Origin of the sequence: Streptomyces sp. NPDC060064 (assembly GCF_042736455.1) — a bacterium.
In the GTDB taxonomy this organism is placed as follows: domain Bacteria; phylum Actinomycetota; class Actinomycetes; order Streptomycetales; family Streptomycetaceae; genus Streptomyces.
Genome location: NZ_JBHWWF010000024.1, coordinates 1 through 15,122 on the forward strand (window position 1 = coordinate 1; position 15,122 = coordinate 15,122).

General features: G+C 66.4%; 12 protein-coding genes and 1 pseudogene. 8 read left to right on the top strand and 5 right to left on the bottom strand.

Annotated features, from left to right (window positions below):
• Positions 1–55: 55 nt before the first annotated feature.
• The 3 genes from ACFWDI_RS26215 to ACFWDI_RS26225 all read right to left on the bottom strand — a co-directional run bounded on the left by ACFWDI_RS26215 (position 56) and on the right by ACFWDI_RS26225 (position 1,955).
• Positions 56–667, bottom strand: a complete 612-nt coding sequence (locus tag ACFWDI_RS26215; protein WP_385307342.1) for a hypothetical protein — start codon at positions 665–667, stop codon at positions 56–58.
• A gap of 65 nt (positions 668–732) precedes the next feature.
• The gene (locus tag ACFWDI_RS26220; RefSeq protein WP_385307344.1) at positions 733–1,320 is read right to left on the bottom strand and encodes a hypothetical protein; all 588 of its coding nucleotides are present in this window, start codon (positions 1,318–1,320) and stop codon (positions 733–735) included.
• A gap of 440 nt (positions 1,321–1,760) precedes the next feature.
• Positions 1,761–1,955: a hypothetical protein gene (locus ACFWDI_RS26225; RefSeq protein ID WP_385307345.1), complete on the bottom strand. Its 195-nt coding sequence runs from the start codon at positions 1,953–1,955 to the stop codon at positions 1,761–1,763.
• Between the two features lie 436 nt (positions 1,956–2,391).
• Here ACFWDI_RS26225 and ACFWDI_RS26230 point away from each other — a divergent pair.
• Positions 2,392–2,528 (top strand): annotated as a pseudogene (locus tag ACFWDI_RS26230) (IS5/IS1182 family transposase); the annotation flags it as partial.
• Positions 2,529–2,543: 15 nt separating this feature from the next.
• On the opposite strand, the gene ACFWDI_RS26235 reads toward ACFWDI_RS26230, so the two are convergent.
• Positions 2,544–5,132 carry a hypothetical protein gene (locus ACFWDI_RS26235; RefSeq protein ID WP_385307347.1) on the bottom strand — a complete coding sequence of 863 codons (2,589 nt, stop codon included), beginning with the start codon at positions 5,130–5,132 and terminating at the stop codon, positions 2,544–2,546.
• Between the two features lie 1,188 nt (positions 5,133–6,320).
• Between ACFWDI_RS26235 and ACFWDI_RS26240 the strand changes: the two genes are divergently transcribed.
• The 6 genes from ACFWDI_RS26240 to ACFWDI_RS26265 all read left to right on the top strand — a co-directional run bounded on the left by ACFWDI_RS26240 (position 6,321) and on the right by ACFWDI_RS26265 (position 12,525).
• Positions 6,321–6,551 (top strand): hypothetical protein, encoded by a 231-nt coding sequence (locus tag ACFWDI_RS26240; protein ID WP_385307349.1) that lies wholly within the window; start codon positions 6,321–6,323, stop codon positions 6,549–6,551.
• Between the two features lie 343 nt (positions 6,552–6,894).
• Positions 6,895–8,103, top strand: a complete 1,209-nt coding sequence (locus tag ACFWDI_RS26245) for a glycosyltransferase (protein WP_385307351.1) — start codon at positions 6,895–6,897, stop codon at positions 8,101–8,103.
• 365 nt (positions 8,104–8,468) lie between these two features.
• The gene (locus tag ACFWDI_RS26250) at positions 8,469–8,885 is read left to right on the top strand and encodes a transposase family protein (RefSeq protein ID WP_385307353.1); all 417 of its coding nucleotides are present in this window, start codon (positions 8,469–8,471) and stop codon (positions 8,883–8,885) included.
• Between the two features lie 54 nt (positions 8,886–8,939).
• Positions 8,940–9,311, top strand: a complete 372-nt coding sequence (locus ACFWDI_RS26255; protein WP_385307355.1) for a TnsA endonuclease N-terminal domain-containing protein — start codon at positions 8,940–8,942, stop codon at positions 9,309–9,311.
• 370 nt (positions 9,312–9,681) lie between these two features.
• Positions 9,682–10,671: a hypothetical protein gene (locus ACFWDI_RS26260; RefSeq protein WP_385307357.1), complete on the top strand. Its 990-nt coding sequence runs from the start codon at positions 9,682–9,684 to the stop codon at positions 10,669–10,671.
• Between the two features lie 720 nt (positions 10,672–11,391).
• Positions 11,392–12,525, top strand: coding sequence for an alpha/beta hydrolase family protein (locus ACFWDI_RS26265; RefSeq protein WP_385307528.1), 1,134 nt, complete (start codon positions 11,392–11,394; stop codon positions 12,523–12,525).
• 733 nt (positions 12,526–13,258) lie between these two features.
• On the opposite strand, the gene ACFWDI_RS26270 is transcribed toward ACFWDI_RS26265, so the two are convergent.
• Complete coding sequence (locus tag ACFWDI_RS26270) at positions 13,259–13,666, bottom strand: nuclear transport factor 2 family protein (protein ID WP_385307358.1); 408 nt, start codon at positions 13,664–13,666, stop codon at positions 13,259–13,261.
• A gap of 957 nt (positions 13,667–14,623) precedes the next feature.
• On the opposite strand from ACFWDI_RS26270, the gene ACFWDI_RS26275 reads away from it, so the two are divergent.
• The gene (locus ACFWDI_RS26275) at positions 14,624–15,097 is read left to right on the top strand and encodes a hypothetical protein (RefSeq protein WP_385307360.1); all 474 of its coding nucleotides are present in this window, start codon (positions 14,624–14,626) and stop codon (positions 15,095–15,097) included.
• Positions 15,098–15,122 lie beyond the last annotated feature (25 nt).

The following is a 15,122-nucleotide window of genomic DNA, read 5'->3' on the forward strand; positions in this document are numbered from 1 at the left end:
GTATAAGAGACAGGGTCTGCACGCTTCCGCGTGCAGACCGGCCCAGCCTCAGCTCCTAGCTTCCGCAGTGCGCCTTTGCCTCGTCAGAGGTCATCGACCGGGTGCGCTGGGTCACGCTGCCGGCGTCCCCCTTGGGCTCGGTTGCCGTGAAGGGCAGGTACCAGTAGTAGTGGTCGTAGTACCGGTCTTCGAAGTGGAGCTCGTACCGGCCCGAGACCTCCAGCAGGGTCGGCTGGCGGTTGATCCAACCGACCCTGCCCGCAGGCACGTTGATGGCGGTGGTCTGCGACTCCGTGTGCGCCTGTGCCCAGCTGTGCGAATACGATACCTGGAGAGAAGTCTTGAAGACCTCGGCGAAACCGCCGTCGATGCCCATGGAGACACCGACGCTGTTGGTCTCGGTGTCGGTATCCGACCAGCTGACATTCATCGTCTGCGGACCGTCCGTGCAGTTGAAGACACTCGTTCCGACCTGGTGACTCTCGCCCGCAACCTCCTTCGGCGGGCCATCAGGGTGGAAGCCGCACCAGTCGCTGCCGTCCTCGCACTCCTCCAGCAGCTCACGCGGGGACGGGACGTCGTCGGCCTGCGCGGAGGGCGCGAGCAGGATGCCGCACATGGGGACGAGAGCCGCCGCGAGGATCGCGGTGCGGATTGATGTACGCATGAAGCCTGTTCTCCTCTTGGGTCGATCAGGGCCGATCCGGGCGCTGAGGTGTGGTTCGGACCGGATCACCGGAAGGCGATGGAGCTGGTGCGGTCGTTCATGTACGAGCCGATGTCGGGCGTATTGTCCCTGAACGCGCCATCGCGGTCACCGCCGCGATTCACATCGGAGTAGAGCTCGATCCAGCAGTTCGCCCATGGCTGCACCGAGGTGATCGTGTCGTTCCAGTCCGCCGGCATGTTGTTCCACCAGTCCTCGGCATCGTTGTTCCTGCACGGCGAGGGGGCGGTGAAGGTCAGGCTTTCGCCGCCGCCGTAATCCTTGTCCCTGAAGACCGTGCCTACGATGACGTCGCCGCTCGCGCCGCCGGAGTCCGCCAGTCGTAACGTTTCCGCACGGAGCTCCTGGAGCCCCGAGCCCCGGGAAGCCGCCTTCAGGTTGTCCGGCGCGTCGGTTATCCGGCCGCCCGATGCCGCAGAGAACGCGGCCGTGAACCCCTCGTAGCAGGTCTGGCGGCCCGTATCGAGTGCCAGTACGCAGTGTTCGAGGGCTGGTTGATCCGCTGAGGCAGGCGGCGCGGCGGCCAAGCCGCCCAGCGCTGCGGCCGCGGCCGCAGTGGCGGCCAGGGCATGCCGCGGGTGTCTTCTGATCATGAGCAGACTCTCCTCTGTGGGGGGTGCGCTTGCTGTTGCATCAAGCGCTTCCTGAGCAGCCCACCGTGGTGGCGGGCGACCGGGAGAAGCCTGCAACGATCAGGAGGCTCCGGTCTTTGTCGTCCGCCCTCAGACAGCCGCGCCAAATTCGTCGCCGATCCCTAAAACAAACGGCAGCGCAGTCCACTGGTCCAACTGACCTCAACCGATTCGCGGGCGGGAACCTGACTGGCCGCCCCCAGGGAGAATGTGAAGTCCGCCAGCAGGGATATTTACTGTCCGCCTACAGACACTGCATGGCCATTGGCGGAAATCCCTGCCTGCCGCGCTTTCACCGGATTTATGCGACCGTGCCGATAGAAGCAAAGACGATCACCGGTCAGCGGCCGACCGGTTCGGCCGCCGTTGTTCCGCTTTAACGGACACCATCGGTGTGGTGGTCAGGTCGCGAGGGCGGTCTCGTAGTCGGCGGGACTGCGGTAGCCGAGGCTGCTGTGCAGCCTGCGTAGTCGAGTCGAGTCGAACGTCGCGATGGCCGCCCGGCCACCGCGCTGCCAACTCTTCGCGGCCGGGACGCGTACCGGCAACACCCGTCGGCAGACCCGCCGGAGCCGCGCCCTCGCGAACGAGAACATCGCCGCGCTCACCGGCCGACAGCGGCAGATCGAAGCCGTCGAATGGGCTCAGCTCGTCCGTGAGGAAGGCCGCGTCATGCGCCCCACCAACACCGACTATCTGGCCTCCCGACTTGCCCTCCACTCCGCCAAGGACCTACCCGCGCCGCAGCAAGTCCGTGAGCTCGCACCAACGCCCTCCAGCAGGCCGGGGAGATCCCGGCAGACCGTCGCCTGGACACACAAGCTCTCCTCACCGCCGTCCAGTGCCTCGGCAGCGCGCCAGCAGAACTCGACGTCCGCGAACACATCCTCAACGGCAAAAGCCTCAGCAGGGTCGGGGACTGGCGCGGTGGCTGCTGCTCCGTTTCCAATCCCCGACCGTACTCATGACGGGCAGGCTGACGTCTCCTCGCGTCGCGGACGAGTACCGGACGCACGGGTAGCGGAAGCCTGACTGCGGAAATGGTTGCGCGGCAAACGCGTCGAAGTCCGCATCGCCCGCAAGGCATCGGCCTCCCGCGAACGGCTCGGCCCCGCAGATGGGTCTTTGGCACCGCAGTCCAGGCCGGCCCCGCCTCCGGCTACCGCCGAGGCGGTCGCTCGTTGTCATTGGGCTCCGTTGGCCAGGCAGAGCGCGATACCAGTGTTGGTGTCCCTTTCCAGAGCGGCTCTGTACTCGGTTTCGTAGGCGGTGTCGCCGATGTGCTGCCGGATGCGTAACTCCGTGGCGACACGGGCGGCAACGAGTTCGGGCATGCCCAGCTGGGGCCGGCCGAGGGTCCGCCAGACCTGCTCGCCGAGGCCGAGCAGGTGGGCCGCGTGTTTCCCTCGGCCGACGGCCGCGATCGCCCGGGCCTTCAGGTCGAGGGCCACGGCGCATCCAAAGCTGTCGTTCAGCTGCGCTGCGCCCTCGACGGCTGAGCGGGCCAGGGCAGCCGCTTCGTCCGGCCTCCCCGATCTGAGGGTAGCCACCGCCCGTGCGTAGTCGGCCCAGCCGCTCATCCACTGGTCGCCGCGCTCCGCGCAGTGCGCACGCAGCTTCTGTCCGATCGTCAGGGCGTGTCCGGTCTCCCCGCGGTGGGCGTGGGCCAGCGCGCGGGCCAGCTGGACCAGGAGCCAGGCCGCTTCGTAGGGACCCTCGCGTCGCGGTGAGCCGGATGCTGTAGCGAACACCTCGGCGGCCCGGGAAGGCGCCCCGCGTAGCCTCAGGCTGCTGCCCTGGAGGTAGGCCGCAGCGCCAAGCGTCTCCTGGCTGCGGCAGTCATGGGCGGCCCTGCGGAGCAAGGCCCCGAGCCGGGTACTGGCCCTGCTGTCGCCCTGCTGGAGGGCCGTGATGCCGCATGCCCACAGCGCCTTGGCAAGCCGCGGATCCGTAGAACGCCGCGGATCCGTCTCCTGCCAGAGGTCGAGCGCGCGTTCCAGATAGTGGCGCCCTTCGCGCGCGTACCCGCAGGCGAACCAGAAGAACCACAACGCTCCGCCCATCTCCAGCGCACGATTACCGTCGCCCTCGGCCAGGCAGAAGTCCAGTGCAGCACGGAGGTTCGCGTGCTCGGCGACCAAGCGCGCGCACCAGTAGACCTGGTTGGGCCCCATCCACTCGGCCTCAGCCAGGTGTACCAGTTTGAGGTAGCAGTCCACGTGCTGACGTCGGGTCGAGCGTGACTCGCCGAAGTCCTTCAGCCACTGCGCGCCATGCTCGCGCGCCGTGTCGTGCATCCCGTAGCGCAATGGGTTCGGTCCGTCCGGTTGCCATACGACCGACTTGGCAACCAGGCCGTCAAGGAGAATTGGGATCTTCTCGGGCGAGAGCGGGCCGCCGGAGCACACGGCCTGCGCGGCGCTCAGGTCGAAGCCGCCTGCAAAGACGGAGAGGCGGGCACAGAGCAATCGTTCCAGCGGTGCGTCCGGCTCGTGGCTCCAGCCTGTGGTGGTATGCGAGGCCCGATGATGCGAGGACTTGTGGTGGGCGGCCCCGTCCGGGCCCAAGAACGTAATGTCCTGCGCGGTGTGGGGCCGGGGCGGGGGCAGGTGACCGTCCACCCCGTTGAGGCGGTGGCTGCGACGGCCGTCAACAACCGGCGAGCCGACGGGCGCGTACCGTCTGTGACGGGTGATCTCCTTGAGGCCCTCCGATGTCATCGCGGTGATGGCGAGCTCGTCGTCGATGATTCGGCACCACACCCGGGAGCCGGCGAGTCCGGGCGGGGTCTGGTAGCGGGCGGCGGCAAAGTCGACCGTCTGGTCGTCGTCCACAACCCGCTCGTCCCCGAGCACGAGGTAGTACGGGGTGGCCGGGACGGGATGCAGATGATCGCTTTCGGTGGCCAGTTGCTGCATCGGAGCGGTCTGTGTGGATGGGTGCGGGCGGGCGTTGACTTGCTCGCACCAGGCATCGCATGCCGCGGCGAGCCCGGCGAATGAGCAGTACTCGTCGAGCAGGCCGGCGGTGGTGGGCACCAGGTCGGCTTCCGCGATCTTCACAGTCGTCTCGACGCCGCCCATGTCCTGCGGGCCGGACGGCTCGCAGGTCGCGACAGTGCATCCGTAGTGTGTGCCCGCGGCCATGAGCTGCGCGTGCTCGACCGCGATCTCTGCGGCTTGGTTGATCGCTTCGGTCCCCAGGGTTTTGGTCAGGACGTACGACGGGACTCCACCGATCCGCCGAAAAGTTGCGTCCAGGCAGGTCACCATGGTGACCGACGTCCGGTCCCATGCCGGGAGAAGCACCCGGAACTTCGACCAAGACAGCCAGGCGCAGAACAGCTGGGTGCGGCGACCGGCGACCGTCGGCCCCTCGCCCCAGTCGACCTGCAGCCACATGCCCGGCTCGGGCACCCAGGGTTGGTCGCGGCGCGCGTGGCCGTCCATCCATGCCGCCTTCACCTCGGCGACCGCCCTGCGGGTGGTGCGTTCGGTTCCGGTGAAACCCATGGCCACCAGCCGCTGGTGGACCACATTGGCCCGGATGCTCCCCTTGGAGTGATCGACCAACTCCTCGATCTTTGGTCGGAAGTGGTCGATCATCTGTGCGCGGCGAGCCGGGCCTCGTGCCACCCCGGCTTCGCGACGGGCGACGTACTTTCGCACGGTCTTCGGGTCGCACCCTGCCAGCTTGGCGGCCGAGAATGCACAGCGGGTCAGATCGTATGCCGCGAGAATCACCGCGACATCGGCGACAGACTTGGTCAACATCCCTCCCAGCCGGTGGCAGTTGATCGCGTCAGTGCGAACTCTCCCTTGCGGGAAGCTTGAATTGAAGAGGCTGCTGCGTGTAGATCACGTTCGCGCATAGGGAGACCTTTTGCTCGTCGCAGCGGGCCGCCCTGTGCCGACAGGCAGCGCCGGAAGGGCGTGCGCCGTGGTGGGGACGCTGAGGGAGCTGACAGCTGGTGTGGAGACAGCGGCCGCGCGCCATGCAGTGAGAGCGGCGATGAGGACCACCTCATCCTCCTTTAGGACGGCGCAGCGCGGCTCGCGGAAGCCGCGGGCCATGAGGCCACTGGGTCTGACGGATTCGCCCTGCCGACTGAAATGCCAGCGCTTTGAGACACGGAACTGTTCCTAAGTCGGGTGCGCTGCGGTTCTTCGACCGTGACCCGCAGCAGATCGCCCAGCTTGTGCGGCTGCGCGCGCTCGCCCTGCACGGCATCAGCACCACGGTCGGATCGGCGGGCAACCAAAACCAACGGGTTCCTGGATTCCCGCACCCCTGGGACCGCGAACTCGCGGGGCAATGCCAGGTTTTCACGCGATACGCGCCCCGGTTGAAGGGTCGGGGACCGTCCCAGGGTACGGAGTGTGCGTTGTGAGCGAGCCCTCTTCTTCCACGTGCGCCTGCGCGAGCGGGGCGGGCTTGCGGAGCTCACGTCGGTGCTCAAACGGTTCACGCCGTTGGTGCAGCCGTTGGCACCCTCGGCTGCGATTGCCCAGGTGGGAGGTTCCCTACGGCTGTTCGGAGTCGGCGCGGTCGATCTGGCGCAGAGGATCAGACTTCAGACCGCCGCGTTGTACGGACTGGGGATGGTGGTCGGGGCAGGTCCGTACCGATGGTCGCCACACTCAGGCGACTCAGGCCATCGGCCTGCGCGCGCCGAATCCCGTAGAGCTCCGAGACCGGCAGCGGCCCGAGGAACCTCGCCACCTCACTCGGTGCCACATACCGCACACCCGGATCAGCGGTACGTGCTGACGCCATCGCCGCGGTCGTCCATGACAGCTTGCCGAGCTGCCCGCGGTCACCGCCGCACGGTGGGGCGGGCCGGACGTGAACTGCAGGAACGCGCTCGCGGCGTCGACCGCCGCACCGTCGTCGCAGGGCACGTGTCCCGGTCGGTGAGCGTGCGGACGGACTTCGCGATGGATGTGCTTGATGGTCCGCAGATGCGTGCTGCGTCCATGCGGTTGTCCGCCGAACTCGGAGCCCTACTGCGGTTCGCGCCGACAGGCGGCCCGGGCGCTGATCGCCGCGAGAACGTGCTCCGCTTCGGCGACTACACCACCGACCAACTCCACGTACCCCCGCCTGCCTACAACCCGACTCTCCACACCACCACCGAGGAAGCGGGCGGAGTCCGGCTGGACACCCATGACGAACTGGCGACAGTGGAGTAGGAGACCTCACCAGTACGAGACCCCGAACTCACACATCCATGTATGAGAGGGCACTCCTGAAGGAGCCCGCTGCGTGCTGGCAGACCACCATTGTCGATGAACGTCGAGGGCTGCTTGGTCGGCCAGCGGCGGCAGGGCGGAGCGCAGCCTGTCATGCCGCCGGGGGCGGATGGGACCGCTCGCTGCACTCGGCATCGCCGTTCGGGACCCGAGGCGGGCAAGTCGCCCTACTTCCATCTCCCGTTTAACGGTATATCGCATGGGGGATCTTGCCGCAAGCCCCCCATATCGGGCGAAGATGGCCCTCCGCGTCACGAGGCGCGGCAAGAGTATGGGAGTGAACATGCGGGTGCTGTTGTCCACTATCGGATCGCGCGGAGAGGTCCAGCCGGTGATCGCTCTGGCCGTGCAGCTGAAGGAATTGGGACAGGAGGCCGTGGTGTGCGCACCTCCTGATTTCCAGGAGTGGGCCAAGTCGCTGGGGATCACCTACGTCCCGGTCGGCCCGGAATTGCACGCCACAGCCAAGCGGCCGGCAGGGGCAGTGCCCACACCCGAGCAGCGGCGACAGATGATCGAGGGCACGGTTCCGGATCAGTTCGCGGCGGTGGGTTCGGCCGCCGAGGGATGCGGGATGATCGTGGGAGGCGGTGCTCTGGCGATCGCCGCCCACTCGGTGGCCGAGCAGCGAGGTATCGGCTACGTGTACGCCGCGTTCGCGCCGATCACGTTGCCCTCGCCGCACCACGCGCCGCCCGTGTTCGGATTGCTGGGAGAAAAGCCGACGGACAGCCCCGTCGACAACCAGACCCTGTGGGCCCAGGACGCACAGCGCTGGAATGTCATGTGGAGCGCGGCAATCAACGCACAGCGAGAGGCTGCCGGGCTCGCCCCGGTGAGCGATGTAAGCCGTCATATCTTCACCGACACCCCGTGGCTGGCCGCCGATCCGACCCTGGCACCGTGGCACGAGCCATCGGAGCTGAACGTGTTCCAGACCGGGGCGTGGACGCTGACGGATCACCGGCCGCTCTCGCCCGAGCTGGAAAAGTTCCTCGACGCTGGCGAGCCACCGATCTGCTTCGGATTCGGCAGCGTACGCGCCCCCGAAGGCATCGCCCGGAGGATGATCGCAGCCGCCCGCGCACTCGGCCGCCGCGCGATCCTCGCCCGCGGCTGGGCCGATCTGTCTCTCGACGAAGCCGCACCCGACTGCCTGGCAATCGGAGACGTGAACCAGCAAGCGCTGTTCCAGCGGGTCGCCGCAGTCGTGCACCATGGTGGGGCGGGCACGACCACGACGGCCGCCGCAGCCGGGGCGCCCCAGGTGATCGTCCCGCAGATGTTCGATCAGTTCTACTTCGCCCGCCGCGTCGACCAGCTCGGAATCGGCAGCGCCCACGCGGTCAGCGACCCGACGGCCGACTCCCTCACCGCAGCGCTGGGCCGAGCCCTCGCCCCCCAGGTGGTCGAGACCGCACACACTCTGGCAGGGCGGGTGCGCACCGACGGTGCACTGACCGCAGCCCGCCGAATGATCGAGAGGCAGTAGCACCCGCTCGCGCCCGCCTTCTCCGGCCAGCAGCACTCTCGCCTCTATCATCACTGTCCGTATTCAACGGCGGCAAGACGCTTCGTAAACAGACCGCCCATGTAGTGCGGACGGCGCGGGGCCGGTCGGCGTCGTAGACGACCGCCAGGGTGGCCATCCTCTTGCGGAGGTCTTCTTGTCGGCGTACACACTTACGTGGCTCTGGCAAGATTTTCGTAGCCGGAGATCATCTTCGTGCCGTGGTCGACTGGTCCGCATAACGGGCAGTCTTTGAGCGTGCTCTGTTGAACTGCCGTACCTGTTACCGCACTTGGCGGGCGTGTTGGTTTCCTCGGTCGACGGCTCCGGACCTGAGGTGGTTGTCCGTGCGCGTACGCGGTCGCTTGCTCCCGCACCGGTGTAGGGGCTGTGGGACACCGAGCGGGTGGTGTCACAGTCGTTACGTCAGACGGCTCGGAGATACGTCGCTTGGCGGCCGTCCCGTGCTGATCGAGCTGAGCGCGCGCCGTCTGTACTGCGAGAACGCCTCTTGCGGGAAGGTGACGTTCGCTGAGCAGGTGCCGGGGCTGACCGCGCGTTACCAGCGGCGCACGCCGCTGATGCAGCGGGTGGTCGAGGCGGCTGTGACTCGTCACGCCAGTTGTCGTCCTCTATCGCCCCGACCTGGGAGTTCGATGACCGATCGGCACGATATCTGTCGTGAAATTGGCGGGCTTCGTGTCGTCTGGTGGGCATTGGCGGGCAAGTTGTCGTCAATATCGAGGATCGTCCTCGGGGCGTGAGGGGGCCGCTTACCTGAAGGCGTGGAAGGTCTTCAGGATGTCAGCGCTGCAGGTATGACCGGTGGACGGCGTGGTCCTGCGCCTCTGTGGTCGCACGCATGCCGCTGGGAGGACCTGCTCGTCCCGGACCGGCTGCTGGTTGCTCTGGACTTCTGCGGTGAGGTTCGGGAAGTGCTGTCGCAGCCACTGAAGCTGAGGTTCTGCACGAGGAGTCGATGGCGTAAGCACACGCCGGACTTCCTCGTGCTGACCAGGATGGGTACGTGGCTGGTGGATGTCCGGCCCGCTCGGCTCATTGATCCGGAAGCCAGGGAGTCGTTCGCCGCTGCGGCCGAGGTGGCTCTTGCCTGCGGGTGGCGCTACTCGGTGGTGGCGGGACAGACCGCATGTGCCTGGCTCTGGGAGCCACCATTTGACGAGCTGTGACGTCAGTTCGTTTTGGTTGGCCTTGCAGTGAGACCGTGAGGTGTGCCTATCCGCTGGGAGCTTCATGACCAACGCGCAGCCGAAAGTGGAATTTTACATCGCGAATCGCCGGGAACACCCGGTGACTGCGGTTGGCCGACTTCCCCCCACCGGCCGCCGCATCGACCCTCTGTTGTCCGGGCACCGCCCCACCTTTCGGCAACAACCCCGCCGTTGTTGACGGCCGACGCACGAGATGGGCCTGCGGCCAAAAGCCGATCGCGGGCAGTCTCCAGCAGTCCCCGGTTCCGTCACACTGATCCGGCCGGGGTCACCGAGGTCGAGAGCACCCCGCCATACCTGCGTCGACCATCACGAAGAAACTGCCCAGGTGTCCTATGGTAATTTTTGGACGGTGATGAAATCCTCGCCTGTTGAGTACGTATTCGCAGAAGAGTTGCTACTTGAGGCATGCGGCGGTCCGGACGCACTCCATGTGCGCGACCACGCCCGCTACGTCTTCAAAGCGGTGCACGAGGGGGCGGCGCTCGCTCCCGATGACGCCGAGAACCTGACCGACGTGCTCGGTGACCCGCAGGCCTTCGTCAATGAGCCAACCGAACCCGCCGATCTGCGTGAGAAAAATCGCCTCCACATCACTAGGGCGCTTCTGATCCACGCGTGTCGCACCGGCGACCCAGGCCTCGTTCGACGGCTCCGGCAGGTATCCCGCTCCGAGATCTACCGCATTGACCCTCGGCTCCCCATCCCAGCGCCGTGCCTGCTTGTGCTCTTCGCTGATCTCGGACAAGAAGAACTCCCCATACGCCACGCCGCCATGAGCCTGGTCCGGAACATCCACCTGCAATCCGATGTGACGCCGATCCTCGACATCATCATCAGCGAGCTGGGCTCCCCAGAGCGTCGTCGCGGATTGGTCCGTGAAGGCCCCGCCGCGGAAGCCGGCTTGGCGCTGATTGCTTACAGCCTCAGCCTCAACTCCGAGAAAGCCGACGGTTTGTGCGAGCGGGTCGCGGCGGCGATCAATCCGTCTGCGCCGGCACAAAGCGCGCTGCGCACGCTGGCCGCGCTATACGCGGTTGCTGAACAGTTCGACCGGGTGACCAGCCTCGTCGGCCAAGCAAGCACCCGGGCCGAGGTCATAGGTGGGCTCTATGACGCCATCGGCGCGATTGCCTGGAATCTGGAGCATGCGAGGCCCGTGCCCAACGCTCGGTACCCCTTCGACGAGGCAGTCACTCTCGCCGAGGGCCTGGCTACCAACGCCGGTCACCGCAAGCACGTGTTGGAAATCCACAAAAGGCTTAACCGTTTCCGGTTCAGGAAGGCCACATTCGCGAATTCACCCAGTGCGACGTGATAAGCGGGGAGAGGTGTACACACCTGCTCGTGGCAATGGCCTCGTAACTCTCCCTGCGATGTGAAGTCCCGCGGGTTGTGCCGGTCTCAAACGCGGCCGCGGCGACGAGGATGACGGTGCCGCGGCCGCAGGCTGGATCAAGCCGCGTGAAACGGCGGTACTGTGGTGCCGCTCCGCGCATGCCGGCGGTAAGGCGTCCAGCCGGTCCTGGAACAGCTGCACATTGACGGTGCCGACAAGAGGCAGCTTTTGGAGAGCCCCCTCTTATGTTTCCCGGTCGCGTTTGGTGGGCCCAAAGATTGTGAAGGCCGGGGAGAAGTGGGCCGCGTCTCTTGTTAGCTTTACCCTTCAGATCGGTCTCCCACAGCCCGTGCATAAAGGAACCCCTTATTTCTCGGGCCGAAGGGTGTATGCGTGTGGCGCACCCATCTCTTGCGCTAAATGTGCAGCTCAGGTCACGCATGAGGCGTACTGCCATGCTCCTGGGGCGGCCTCTAGTCCTTAAGAGCTACTGCTCGGGTTGGCTCTCCGGCGTGATTCTTTCCGGCCTCGATTTTTCTACGTTGGTTCTTCAAGGCCGTCACGGAATCGCGCGGCCACCGAGAAAAGGTGATGAAAATGTCCATACGCAGTCGTGGAGCCGTTGCCGTCCTGCTTGCCGGCGCTGTTGCCTCAGGCGTGACCACCCTGACCGCTTGCAGTTCTGAAGACTCGGCCGCTGTGTCCTCCTCCTCGCCCTCTCACGCTGCCGCTTCGGAGGATCGAAAGGGGAGCCTCGCGCTTCCTGCCTCGACCGGTGAGTACGCGGTGGGCCGCGACTCGTTGCACCTTGTCGACAAGGGCCGCCGTGACCCATGGGCACCGAAGGCGGGCGACAGGGAGCTGATGGCGTCGATGTACTATCCGGCGCAGAAAGGAACCGGCAAGCCCGCCCCGTACATGAGCACCGAGGGGGCCCAAGCCTTCCTGAAGCAAATGAAGTTGGAGATCCCTGCCAAGGTGCTCAGCGGCACCCGCACCCACACATACACCGATGCGAAGCCCGAGTCGGGGAAGTTCCCGCTGGTCGTCTTCTCGCCTGGCTTCAAGACGCCGGGCGCCACCCTCACCGGCCTGGCCGAGGACCTGACCAGCCGCGGCTACGTCGTTGCCGTCGTGGACCACGCCTATGAGGCTGCGGGCGTCGACTTCCCTGGCAAGGGCATCCTGCCGTGCACGGCCTGCGGGAAGGTCGGCCCCACCAGCTTCCAGCCCGCCGCCGAGGGCCGAGCCAAGGACCTCTCCTTCGCGCTGGACCAGCTGATCGGGAGCACGTCGCCCTGGAAGCACGCCGGCATGATTGACAAGGACCGGGTCGGGATGGCCGGGCACTCCCTGGGCGGCGCCAGCACCGCCGCCACCATGGCCCAGGATCCGCGCGTGCGCGCCGGGGTGAACATGGACGGCCCGTTCATCGACTCCGGCAGCAAGTCCGGCCTCTCCGGGCGGCCCTTCCTGATGCTGGGCACCAAGGCCGACCACAGCCCCGGCAGCGAGGACAAGACGTGGGACGCGGCTTGGAAGAAGCTCGAGGGCTGGAAGCGCTGGGCCACGGTGGCCGGAGCCGACCACTTTGCCTTCACCGATCTGGCCCCGCTCGCCGGGCAGTTGGGCGGTGACGACCCGAAGGGTCTGCCCGGCGAGCGGGCTGCGGAGATCACCCGTGACTACGTGGGTGCCTTCTTCGATGAGCAGCTGCGTGGCAAGGACGAGCCGTTGCTCGACGGCCCGGGCAAGGCCAACTCCGAGGTCACTTTCCAGCACGCCTCCGCGCGGGACGCCAAGGGCAGCTCAGGCACCCCATCCCGACCCTGACCGCGGCTGCGTCACGCGGCGGCAATGCGGTCTCGGTCGTTCGGATACGCCTGGGCGGTCGTACGCGTGTGGGGCGCCCGACCACGAGGCGTGTCGAACGGCTGAGGCTGCTTCAGCGGGCCGGGGTGTACCTCCGGCAAGGTCGCCGAGAGGATCACGACAGGTATCCCGCCGACACGACAGTTGGCGTGCCGAGTCACACCCTCTGTGACTCAGCGGGGTAGTTGTCGTCATCCGGTGCCGCGACCTGCACTCTCGTCTTCTAGAGGCACGACAACTGTCGTTTCGTCAGCACAGTGCTTGTCGTCTACTCCTCTCCGGGGGCGACGACCGTTTCTCTAGGCTCTTGAGCCGTGACGCGATAGTTGGAACCGGCGAGACGTGTTGGCCTGGCTGTTCTCGTTGTGCGTGACACGGTTGTTGGAACTGATTTGCCAAGATTCTTGGAACCAAGTGGTCACTCGTCATTCTTGTTGGAACCAGTTCCGAAGATGCCGATGCGGTAGCGGAGACGACTGCGCTCCTGGGGACATGGAAGAGAGCGGTGGTCAACGCAGCAAGACTCATCCTGCCGGTCCGAGTCCGACCGCTCCGTTGTGCTCACACCTGATCTCCTGGGAGAGCTTGCTCCACCCTGAGCCCGTTGATGGCGGCAGCCCGGGAACGGGTCGCCGCCGGCCAAGGAGCGGCCGAAAGGTCAGGCATCCTTGCGGCGGGAACTGCTCGGACGTCCTCAGCTCATCACCTCGGGCGCGAAGTAGTCACGCAGTCGAGCGATCTTCCCGTCGCGGATGCGAAAAATCTGTACCAGCGAGACAGCCACGTCATCTCCGTCCCCGTCGAAGACCGCGTCGATCTCGGCGATGAACACGTCTGGATCGGAGGTGGTGTGCAGCACGTATCCGGACTTCTCAAGGCTCGGCGAGCGGTCGTCCTTCACCTGTTGCTCGTAGTACGCCGCCATCGCGCTACGGATCTCCTCGCGCCCCACCAACCTCCTGGGGAAGGTGGCGCCGGCGGGCATGAGCGGCGCCTCGAAGACGCCGTCCGCGGTGAAGCTCTCGGCAAGGGCATCGGCATTCCGGGTCATGGCACCGGCGTAAAGGTAACCCTCGAAGATCTCCTGCGGCGTTCGGGACACTGCGGCCTCCCTGGACTCGGACACGGAAGGCCACATCATCACAGTGACGCTTCCGGGAAGGCGGATTCCGGGAACGATCATGTTCCGCCGGATCGGCTGACCTCCAGTCGTCGCGGCCGGCATGGGCGATCGTCACGCGACCCAGGAGGATCCGAATCAGTCGGGCCACATAGCGATGCGCTTGGCCACCCAGCGCTGACCAGCACAGATCGACACCCGACCGGACGTCTCCCGGTTCCAAGATGCGTGGCCAAGTTCCAACTAACGTGTCACGGCTCAGCGAAGACAGTCCGGCCAGGTCGGCCAGCCGACTCCGGCTAACTTCGCCGAGACAGGACAATGGGGACATGCGAAGCGGCCTCCACCCGGAAGCCAGGGGGGAGGCCGCTTTTTTCGTTTGGGGCGGGTGGGTCTCTTAACCCGGTTAAGTGCCGCCTGCTCGGTCAGGTGTCGTCCTTGGCCTGGACTAGCCACACCAACTTCTCGCGGTCCTCGGCTGCCATGCGCCGGCGCAGCTCCCGGTCGAACCAGCTGGGATCCCCCCAGGGAAGGGAATCGAGTACCGACGATTCTTCAGCTGCGGCCGTCTTAACCGGGTTAAGAACCGGAGCTGACTGCGCGGGCACGGAGGGGTCGACCACGTCGACGGAGGACCCATCGAGGGCGGACTCGGGAGCTGGCGCAGCCGCACTCTGCGACCTCGGCTTGCGCGGGGACTTAACCCGGTTAAGAGCCTTCTCCCCACGAAGCCGTCCACTGACCAGCTCTAGGTCTGTCTGAGAACCCGCAATTTGATCTTTGCAGCGGGTCTACCCTGACGCTAAGGGCGGTCGTGACGCGGTTAGACCGCTAGGGCGGGGGAACTGCCGGTTCGGAGCGTTGTTAGGCGCCGAGACCGGTATCCGTCGGTGCGGACCGTGTTCCCAGGCAGAAGTCTGGAGCTTGAGAGGACTGTGGATGCTGACGGAGAGCTTGACGGCGCTGGCTGCAGCCGGCGGTGCGGCAGTGGTGCAGGCTGCAGGAACGGATGCCTGGGCGGGATTCCGTTCGACGATCGCGGCCTGGTTCGGCCGTGGGAACACCCAAAGGGAACAGGCCGAGATTGAACGTCTGGACCGGAGTGCGGCTGCGCTGGAGACAGCTGGGGAAGAGCGACTGGAGCGGGAGCGAATCCGCCAGGAAGCCGCCTGGGAAGCGCTCTTCGCGGCCTTCCTGGAGGACCTGAACGACACTGAGCAGGAGCAGGCCGCAGACGGGCTGCGGGCTTTGCTGGCCCGGCAGGATCACGCCGGGGCGCCGACTGGACCAGGTGGAGTGACCGGCGGCAGGGACGTGAACATCCGCGCAGACCGGGGGGCGATCGCCAGCGGAGTGATCGAAGGAGGCGCCCGGATCGTAAACCCTCCGCAACCGGGCCCCTTCTCGAGCTGATCGGGCCCGGCTTTGCTCCTGGGCC

Coding starts and splice junctions, on each gene's coding strand:
- ACFWDI_RS26215 (WP_385307342.1), bottom strand. CDS start 667: ATGCGTACATCAATCCGCACCGCGATCCTCGCGGCGGCTCTCGTCCCC.
- ACFWDI_RS26220 (WP_385307344.1), bottom strand. CDS start 1,320: ATGATCAGAAGACACCCGCGGCATGCCCTGGCCGCCACTGCGGCCGCG.
- ACFWDI_RS26225 (WP_385307345.1), bottom strand. CDS start 1,955: ATGTTCTCGTTCGCGAGGGCGCGGCTCCGGCGGGTCTGCCGACGGGTG.
- ACFWDI_RS26235 (WP_385307347.1), bottom strand. CDS start 5,132: ATGTTGACCAAGTCTGTCGCCGATGTCGCGGTGATTCTCGCGGCATAC.
- ACFWDI_RS26240 (WP_385307349.1), top strand. CDS start 6,321: ATGCGTGCTGCGTCCATGCGGTTGTCCGCCGAACTCGGAGCCCTACTG.
- ACFWDI_RS26245 (WP_385307351.1), top strand. CDS start 6,895: ATGCGGGTGCTGTTGTCCACTATCGGATCGCGCGGAGAGGTCCAGCCG.
- ACFWDI_RS26255 (WP_385307355.1), top strand. CDS start 8,940: ATGACCGGTGGACGGCGTGGTCCTGCGCCTCTGTGGTCGCACGCATGC.
- ACFWDI_RS26275 (WP_385307360.1), top strand. CDS start 14,624: ATGCTGACGGAGAGCTTGACGGCGCTGGCTGCAGCCGGCGGTGCGGCA.